This is a genomic window from Nostoc favosum CHAB5714 (genome assembly GCF_020829495.1).
GTDB classification, from domain to species: domain Bacteria; phylum Cyanobacteriota; class Cyanobacteriia; order Cyanobacteriales; family Nostocaceae; genus Nostoc; species Nostoc favosum.
Window position 1 is genome coordinate 1 of sequence record NZ_JAIVFQ010000173.1, and the last position, 8272, is coordinate 8272.

The 8272-nt window shown below is 39.6% G+C and carries 7 protein-coding genes and 4 pseudogenes; 7 read left to right on the forward strand and 4 right to left on the reverse strand.

The genetic code is table 11. The features are described 5' to 3' along the window. The first annotated feature begins 323 nt into the window (after positions 1 to 323). The 3 genes and pseudogenes from LC586_RS38625 to LC586_RS38635 form a co-directional block, all read left to right on the forward strand. Positions 324 to 683 carry a four helix bundle protein gene (locus LC586_RS38625; RefSeq protein ID WP_229491099.1) on the forward strand — a complete coding sequence of 120 codons (360 nt, stop codon included), beginning with the start codon at positions 324 to 326 and terminating at the stop codon, positions 681 to 683. A gap of 89 nt (positions 684 to 772) precedes the next feature. Further along, positions 773 to 1597 carry a DUF4351 domain-containing protein gene (locus LC586_RS38630; protein ID WP_229491100.1) on the forward strand — a complete coding sequence of 275 codons (825 nt, stop codon included), beginning with the start codon at positions 773 to 775 and terminating at the stop codon, positions 1595 to 1597. A 372-nt stretch (positions 1598 to 1969) separates the two neighbouring features. After that, positions 1970 to 2725, forward strand: a pseudogene (locus LC586_RS38635) (hydroxymethylglutaryl-CoA lyase-like TIM-barrel protein); the annotation flags it as partial. 144 nt (positions 2726 to 2869) lie between these two features. Here the strand turns inward: LC586_RS38635 and LC586_RS38640 are convergent. After that, the gene (locus tag LC586_RS38640) at positions 2870 to 4015 is read right to left on the reverse strand and encodes an ISH3 family transposase (RefSeq protein WP_229491101.1); all 1146 of its coding nucleotides are present in this window, start codon (positions 4013 to 4015) and stop codon (positions 2870 to 2872) included. A gap of 160 nt (positions 4016 to 4175) precedes the next feature. Here LC586_RS38640 and LC586_RS38645 point away from each other — a divergent pair. Then, positions 4176 to 4544: pseudogene (locus LC586_RS38645) on the forward strand (homocitrate synthase/isopropylmalate synthase family protein); the annotation flags it as partial. Between the two features lie 72 nt (positions 4545 to 4616). Here the strand turns inward: LC586_RS38645 and LC586_RS38650 are convergent. Then, positions 4617 to 4775, reverse strand: coding sequence for a hypothetical protein (locus tag LC586_RS38650; protein ID WP_229491102.1), 159 nt, complete (start codon positions 4773 to 4775; stop codon positions 4617 to 4619). Positions 4776 to 4808: 33 nt separating this feature from the next. Between LC586_RS38650 and LC586_RS38655 the strand changes: the two genes are divergently transcribed. From LC586_RS38655 to LC586_RS38665, 3 genes and pseudogenes are all read left to right on the forward strand, one after another. After that, complete coding sequence (locus LC586_RS38655; RefSeq protein WP_229491103.1) at positions 4809 to 5519, forward strand: 2OG-Fe(II) oxygenase; 711 nt, start codon at positions 4809 to 4811, stop codon at positions 5517 to 5519. A 119-nt stretch (positions 5520 to 5638) separates the two neighbouring features. After that, the gene (locus tag LC586_RS38660; RefSeq protein WP_229491104.1) at positions 5639 to 6460 is read left to right on the forward strand and encodes an NADPH-dependent oxidoreductase; all 822 of its coding nucleotides are present in this window, start codon (positions 5639 to 5641) and stop codon (positions 6458 to 6460) included. Between the two features lie 366 nt (positions 6461 to 6826). Further along, positions 6827 to 7432 (forward strand): annotated as a pseudogene (locus tag LC586_RS38665) (IS4 family transposase); the annotation flags it as partial. Between the two features lie 110 nt (positions 7433 to 7542). Here the strand turns inward: LC586_RS38665 and LC586_RS38670 are convergent. Together LC586_RS38670 and LC586_RS38675 are read right to left on the reverse strand one after the other, a co-directional pair. Continuing rightward, the gene (locus tag LC586_RS38670; RefSeq protein ID WP_229491105.1) at positions 7543 to 7875 is read right to left on the reverse strand and encodes a zinc ribbon domain-containing protein; all 333 of its coding nucleotides are present in this window, start codon (positions 7873 to 7875) and stop codon (positions 7543 to 7545) included. Positions 7876 to 7916: 41 nt separating this feature from the next. Continuing rightward, a pseudogene (locus LC586_RS38675) lies at positions 7917 to 8039 on the reverse strand (IS4 family transposase); the annotation flags it as partial. Between the last annotated feature and the right edge of the window lie 233 nt (positions 8040 to 8272).

Below are 8272 nucleotides of genomic sequence, written 5' to 3' on the forward strand. Positions count from 1 at the left end.
CAATCAAAAATTCAATCAAATTTCTTTTTTTTAGGTTTGCATCTTTGTGCTTACACTTCTTATAGTCAAATAGCTACAACGTTTATGTTAGGTGGTGCGCCGCAGGCGTACCCCCTGAACGGTTACCCAAGAGTTGGTTAGTGAAGGTAGGTTTATGGATGATCTCGAAGGTCATTATGGATAAGTATCTATACGTAGAAATTATAAGTGTGTTTAAACACTATTAAAAATTATACTCAATATTAAATGGGGAATGGGGAATAGGGGATAGGGAATGGGGAGTTGGGAATAATAAATGGAGAGTTTGGTGAAGGTGTTTGGGAATGGGAAGACCGGATTTTGAAGATTTGGAGGTTTACAGGTTATCGGAAAAGTTAGCGAATGAAATTTGGCACATTGTTAAGCAATGGGATAATTTTGCTAAAGAGACAATGGGTAAGCAAATAATTCGTTCAGCAGATAGTGTTTGTGCAAATATTGCAGAAGGAAGAGGACGTTATAATTACCAAGATAATAAACGTTTTATCCGAATAGCTAGAGGCTCTTTATATGAAACAATAAATTGGCTAAGACTAGCTTATTCTCGCCAGCTTTTGACAGATGAACAAATAGCGAAACTCAAACCAATTATCAACGATCTGCCACCAAAACTCAACGCCTACCTAAAATCTCGCAGTACTTAATCATTCCCTATTGCCCATTCCCCATTCCCCATTCCCCATTCCCCTCAAAGTTTATAATTACTATATCAGTATAAATTTGGATGTAAATAGTGTCCTTTGACAACGTTTGTAAAATATTAGCAGAAAAATATCCAACGGATTTTGCGCGTTGGTTGCTACCTCATGAACCGCGACAAATCAAAATATTAAAGACTGAATTAAGCATCGAACCAATTCGAGCAGATTCTGTTACATTTTTACAAACAGAAAATCGGATTTTACATTTGGAGTTTCAAACAACACCAAAATCTGAAACCCCCATTCCCTTAAGAATGTTGGATTACTTTGTCAGATTAGTGCGACAGTATGATGTTCCAATCACGCAGGTAGTGATTTTCTTGCAAGAAACAAGTAACGAAATCGCTTTTACTGAAGAATATGTAAATGAAATGACACATCACCGCTATCGTGTTGTGAGAATGTGGGAACAAGATTCGGCGTTCTTTCTAGATAATCCTGCATTATTACCGTTAGCACCTTTAACACAGACAGATTCACCCCAAAGGTTATTATCGCAGGTTGCCCAAAGTGTTGCTAGAATTTCGGATAGGGAGACAAGGCAGAATATCGCAGCTTACACAGAGATATTAGCAGGTTTGAAGTTTGAAAAAGATTTAATTCAGCAATTTTTAGGAGAGGAAATTATGCAGGAGTCAGTGATTTATCAGGATATTTTGCAGAAGGGGAAACAACAAGAAGCGGTTTCATTTTGTTTGCGGTTACTCAATCAACGTTTTGGGGAGCTTAATTCATTCATAATTGAGAGAGTTCAAGTTTTATCTGTTGAGAAACTCGAAGCTTTAGGTGCTGCATTGTTCAACATTTTAGAAGTATCTGATTTAGTTACTTGGTTAGATCAGCAGGAAAGTAATTAATTTCAGGTGTTGATTAACTATAAAGCGATAAAGCCGGAGATACAGCAATCCTAAATCATTCGTGAGAAACAATATCCCCGACTTCTCAAAAAAGTCGGGGATCTGGACACCGCAAATTCTCACAAATCAAATTGGATTGCTATAGAAACTCCGGTTTTTTATCAGGATTGTTCATAAACATTAAAGTATTAAAGTATTAAAGTAACGTGAGTTCGACGGAACTAAAAAATAGCAGGAGGTAGTGCAGGCAAATCTTTTGGGTAAATATCAATCGAAGGTTTTTTAGGCAAATGCTCTGTCTTTCAATTACTAATTACTCAAGCAAATCAAAATCACCCAACAAGTTAGCTGGTCATGAATCATCACTTCACTATGAATAAACATCCCGTTCAGATTAACGATACAACCTTGCGAGATGGTGAACAAGCGGCGGGTGTAGCCTTTAATGTTGAAGAAAAAATTGCGATCGCCACTTTTCTTGATGCTATTGGTGTTCCAGAATTGGAAATTGGTGTTCCGGCAATGGGGCAAGAAGAAGCAGAGTCGATCCGAGCGATCGCTAATCTGGGATTAAATGCACAATTACTTGGCTGGAACCGTGCTAAATTGTCCGATATCCAGGCATCTATAGATTGTGGTTTGGAACGGGTGCATATTTCCGTTCCTGTATCGGAAATTCAGATTGCCGCCAAGTTTAGGGGTAAGCAGCAGGTAATGCTGGATCTTCTACGAGATGCGATTAATTTTGCGTGCGATCGCGGTTTAGCGGTATCTGTTGGCGGAGAAGATTCTTCCAGGGCCGATCCATCTTTTCTATTGGATGTGGCGTATTATGCTCAAGAGTTGGGAGCTTTCCGGTTTCGCTTTTGTGACACTGTAGGAATTCTCGACCCTCTGAACACCTACAGCAAAGTTCGCTCCCTTGTGCATCATCTATTCATTCCCATAGAAATGCACACACATAATGATTTTGGACTGGCAATGGCGAACTCGCTAGCTGGTATTGAAGCAGGGGCGCGATCGGTCAACACTACAGTAAATGGGATTGGCGAACGCGCAGGTAATGCGGCACTGGAAGAAATTGTGATGGCACTGAAACACCTCTACGGCATCCCAACGGGTATTAATCAGTAAACCAAAAAGTTTTTCCTCAAAGAGCGATCGCTAAAAAGTTTGTAGCTTATGATACTTTTAAATACATAAAACTCTAACCAGCAGACATAGTATAGATTATGATTACTTATGATTAGCTGATTGGTAAAAAAGTTAATGCTAACCAGATGGAATATAAATGCTTTCAACTACTTGATATTTACGCTGTAGGGCTTGAGATAAAAAGGACAACATCTGTTTCAGTGCAAAAAGTGTGCGATAAATTAATCGATTACCTTTCCTTTTACGACTGATTCTAAGCCAAAGTAGATTTACCCAAATATTAACTAATAGAAAGGATATACCAACGAATAGTAATCTTAATATCGGATTTTTGTTATTCGTTCTGATTCGACAAATATTTTTCAGACGATAGCTAGTTTCAATTCCAAATCTTTTTCGATAATCTTGATAGATGTACTCTAAATTTGTGTTGATTTTATAGGTAACATAAGCAAAATATTGAACTCCACACTTCTTACGCTTTCCCTTTCTATATTTACAAATAATCCCTAAATCAAATGTGACTGAATCATCTTTAGCCCTTGTAATTGTATAAGTAGTTTTATAACTTTTTCTGCCCTTTAAAAATTGTTTAATTCCTCCTTGTTTCCCCGTCTTGATGGCAGGCATAAGAAAGGGAATATCTAATGCTTGTAACCACCGAATTACCGGAGTATTAAAAAATCCTCTATCTAAGTAGAGTTTCTTGACATTTATTTTAAGAGAGTCAAGTTCTGCTAATAAATAAGTAATTATTGCTACACTTGTATCTAGTCGGCGAACACCTCTTACTGCAAGAGTTACGCGCTTATTTTTGCTAATAACATATAAGGTTGCATAGGCATAAAATGAACAAGTGCCAGATTTAGCTTGGCTTCGATATATATAAGGTAATTCCTCTAGTGTTGGCTGACCATAGTAACAAATTAAATTTAAATCAATCGCTATTTTCAAACAACCTTTTTTTAATCCTAAAGGAATTCGGCTTTTCAATGCTTGATTAATTTGGGTTTCTAATTCTTCAAAATTGTTGATTTTATTGAGATGATATCTAATATCATTAGCTGTAGGAACGTTCTTTAATAATTTGGCTGTATTCTCAATACTATCTCCGTTGCTGGCAGCATGAATCAGAATCTCAAACAAAGTTTGCTGGTCACATACCCCCTGAGTTTCAATGGAAAAATTTTCTACTAAACACTCAATAACCTCATCAAGGGTTTCTGAGGCGGTTATTGCTAGTTCTGATGATGAAACGATCAATTTTTTCAGTCAATATACTACACACTATTCTCATCATTTCATTTTTTTAAATTTTTCAGAGCAGTATAAGCATTAATTATGTAGTAAGTAGTATATAGCACTCTAAAGTACGTAAGCTTAATTAGCGATCGCTCTTTGAGGAAAAACTTTTTGGTTTACTGTTAATACAAAACGATTGCTGGAACTATCACGGTTAGTTGCTAAAGCTGCTAATTGGCCGGTTCCTCCCTGGAAAGCGATCGTGGGTGAAAATACCTTCGCACACGAGTCGGGCATTCATGCTCACGGTGTGTTGCAAAATCCGGGTACTTACGAACCGTTTGCGCCGGAAGATGTTGGCTGGGAACGTCGCTTGGTAGTAGGCAAACATTCCGGTCGGCATCTGATATTCAGTGTGCTGCAAGAACATGGAATCACGCTAAGTCAGCCAGAAATTCAATCAGTGCTGGATGCTGTAAAGCATCAGTCAGTAAAAGTTAAGCGCAGTCTCACGGTTGAAGAACTGCTGAGTTTGGTTCCCCAAGGGTGAATGCACACATCTACCAAAACATTAAGTTGCATTGTGCAAGTTCAAAAGTTGACTATGACAAATCCTACAAAATTATTGCGATCGCGTGAAATTCCTTTCAATTACGAAATTGATTGGAACGACTCCTAAGTGTTGCGGCGATGAAACTTCTGCGGCTTGAGCAAAGCTTCTTGATGCAGAGGTAAATCGGTTGTTGATGCTCCAATACCACTTGATGTCCAGGGTAATCATGATTGGTTAATTCTACTAAAGGTTTTTTCTACCATGCTTAATTTTGATTCCATTCGTGCCACAGCAATGCAAAAAGTCCCATACAATTGGGCTTTGATCAAAAACCTGCTTTCACCAGAAGCAAGCTTAGAACTAACTGCGAGTTTTCCCCACGAAGAGTTTCGCCTGTCGGAGGGAGAGGGATATGGATATTCTTGGGGAAAGATGCTTGCAAAGAGCGAGGATATTTCCTTGATGCTCAAATCTAGCGATAATCGCTGGCGAGAGCGGATGGCACAAGGCAGACTGACTTATGACTTGAGACATCTCAGTAAAGTCTGGCGACAGTTGATAGAAGGACTGTGGACAGATTCTTACCGCAAAGCTTTAGCTGAAATGTCTGGGTTGGAACTGAAGGACTGTGTAATGGATATTGGATTTCGTCGCTATAGCTCAGGACAGTTGCATCACCCTCATACAGACGAGCCGAGCAAAGTTTTGACTCATCTGCTATTTTTCAATCAACAATGGTCTGTAGACTGGGGAGGCTGTTTGCGAATTCTCAAAGACTCCCAGCCGGAATCTGCCTTCCAAGATATTCTACCCCTTAGTGATTCCTCGGTTGCGATCGCACGTTCTGATAATTCTTGGCATACGGTTACTCCGCTTACTTGCCCTGCATCTGAGTATCGGCTAGCTTTACGAGTTGCTTTTTTTCGGAACGATCGCCTTTCAGATTTCGGAGAAACCCAGCTAGCTGCATAGCAATCAAGTATTTTCTCTCTATTTTTGTCAGAAAATCAGCCTCCTGATTTTCTGGTTCTTCCTTGTCGTTGTTAATCCCTCTGAAATCGTCAAAAAGTGTTCAGGTTCAAAAGCTGACTATGACTAATCCTACAGAACTACTGCGATCGCGCTACGGTGAGATTCCCTTCAATTACGAAATTGACTGGAACGATTCTCTAGAAACACTACTAGCCCACCGTTCAGTTCGGTCTTATCTATCCGATCCTTTACCACCAGGAACTCTAGAATGGCTAGTTGCTGCTGCTCAATCTGCTCCTAGTTCAGCGAATATGCAAACCTGGAGTGTGGTAGCAGTTGAAGATCAAGAGCGCAAAGCAGAATTATGCAAGCTGGCTAATAACCAAGTATGGATTAACCAGGCTCCTGTATTCTTCGTTTGGTTAGCAGATTTAGGTCGTCTGGCTCATATTGCCCTAAGTCGCGGACTAGCTCCTGTAGCTCTGGATTACGTAGAACTATTGGTTAAAGCAATAGTTGATGCTTCAGTCGCAGCCCAAAATGCGATTGTAGCTGCTGAATCTGTTGGTTTAGGAACGGTATATATCGGCGCAATCCGCAAAAGTACTCAAGAGGTAGCTACGTTATTGAATTTGCCACCTTTTGTGTTCCCTGTGTTTGGGTTGTGTGTGGGTTATCCCAATCCTGAAGCACAACCTGTTGTTAAGCCGCGCCTACCCCAGCCAGCTGTATTTCATCGGGAAACCTATAAATTAGCAGAGCAAGATGAGGCGATCGCTCACTACAACGATATCATGAAAGAATTCTACACTGAACAAAAGATGAATGTCGCTGATGATTGGTCGCAACACTCAGCCGAGCGGATTGCCACTTTAGACTATTTAAAAGGGTGTAAGTACTTACGTGAAACTCTCAACAACTTCGGCTTCAAGTTGCTATAAAAGGAGTCAACAGCCAGAAGACACGGAGAACTCTAAGCATCCACCGTACCCTTAGTCTTAAGTAAGCTAGCAAGAGCGGCGACTAAAGGAGAACTTCTGATATCTGCACCAAAGCTTTTGACGCTTAAAGACTCAAAACCCTACACTCAGTCTCAAAAAATGATTTCGGTGCGTAAGTCTAAGCAATATATAAGAACTTACGCACTGTAACAAAATTATGTCATTGCAAGTGCAGCATCTCCAATAGAAGCAATCTCAAATCCTAGTAGTCTGTCCCAAAAGTTTTGATAGGTGAATCAGTTTTAAATTTCTCTTCTTTATCTTTTCTACTTTGCGACGGACACTTTCCTCAAGTCGGGAAACCCGCCCACAGGGGGTTTACTGCTCATAGATATGGGCTTTTATGGGTTTGAGTGGTTTGACACTCTGACTGAGCAAGGAAAATATGTCTTAACTAGACAAAAAGCCAAGGTACGTTATCGAGTAGTGCGTTTGCTTTCCAGTAATTCTCATTACAAAGACGAAATTATTCACATGGGACTTAATCACACTGAGCCATGTCGCCACCCAATGCGTTTAGTCTCCGTATTATGGGGTACAACTTGGTATTATTACTTGACTAATGTTCTTGACCCAGAACAACTTTCAGCGCAGCAAGTTTGTGATTTATATCGCCGTCGTTGGAAAATCGAAGATGCATTTTTACTCACAAAAAGATTGTTGGGCTTGTCCTATTTTTGGGTGGGTGGCGTTAACGGTGTACAGATGCAAATATATGCTACTTGGATTTTCTATGCTGTCCTCAATGATTTGTGTGCTGATGTCGCTGTGGCTTTGCAGCAGCCAATAGATCGAATTTCAGTGGAAATGGTCTTTCGCAGTTTATATTTTTTCAATCGCGCACGATCGCATAACCCATTATTAGAGCTGATTCCTTGGTTAGTCGAACATCAGCGTTCTATGGGACTAGTTGGCGTAGAGCTGGCGAAGCTGTCACCAAGTGCAAACTAAACGGTTTAGTTTAGAAAACAATAAAACTTAATTTAAGTAAATCTAGTTATAAGTAATAAATAATACTGAAATTAACGGGAACGGCTTTGAGATTCAGAATCCTTAGATGCCTTATATGGAAAGCCACAATAAGGACAAAAGCGAAACTTCAATGACGTAATTGGTTCATTACACTTAGCACAACTATTACGTAATGCCGTACCGCACAGAAAACAGAACTGCGATCGCGGCAATAACCAAATTTCTTCAAGAGTTGTTCCAGGCTGCCAGCAGTGGGGGCAAAATTTAAGGATATCGGTTGCAGACATGGGTACACCCCGGATAACCGCATCAAGGTACTCAGATGGAACCTGCAATGCGATGGCTAATCCACGCTGGCTTTTACTATTGAGCTTAGTAGTCATGCCTCGTTCAATCTTACCTAAACTTTGAAGATGAATGCCTTGTTATCCATAGCATAAGATAGCCAGCACTCAAAGAACAGACGACTGTTCAATACTGGATAATCGTTTTTTGGCAGTCCTCTCAAGATATCTTTGACAATCTTGGGAAATGAATTTATAATCACTATCAAATAGATATACTTTAATCTTCCGCCCAAAATTTAACATATTTTGGGCTGTTTTTATCGGATTTTTCTTAACATTCAACACTTTTGATAGCATTCATATGGCGTTTAGACTAGTTCCCGGTGCGAAACTGTTGAACAAATCAAATATAAAACTTTGTTAATAATCAATCGTTACATGTGCCAAGTATTGATTATTAACAAAGCTAATTTTAACTATCCCCCCACTACTT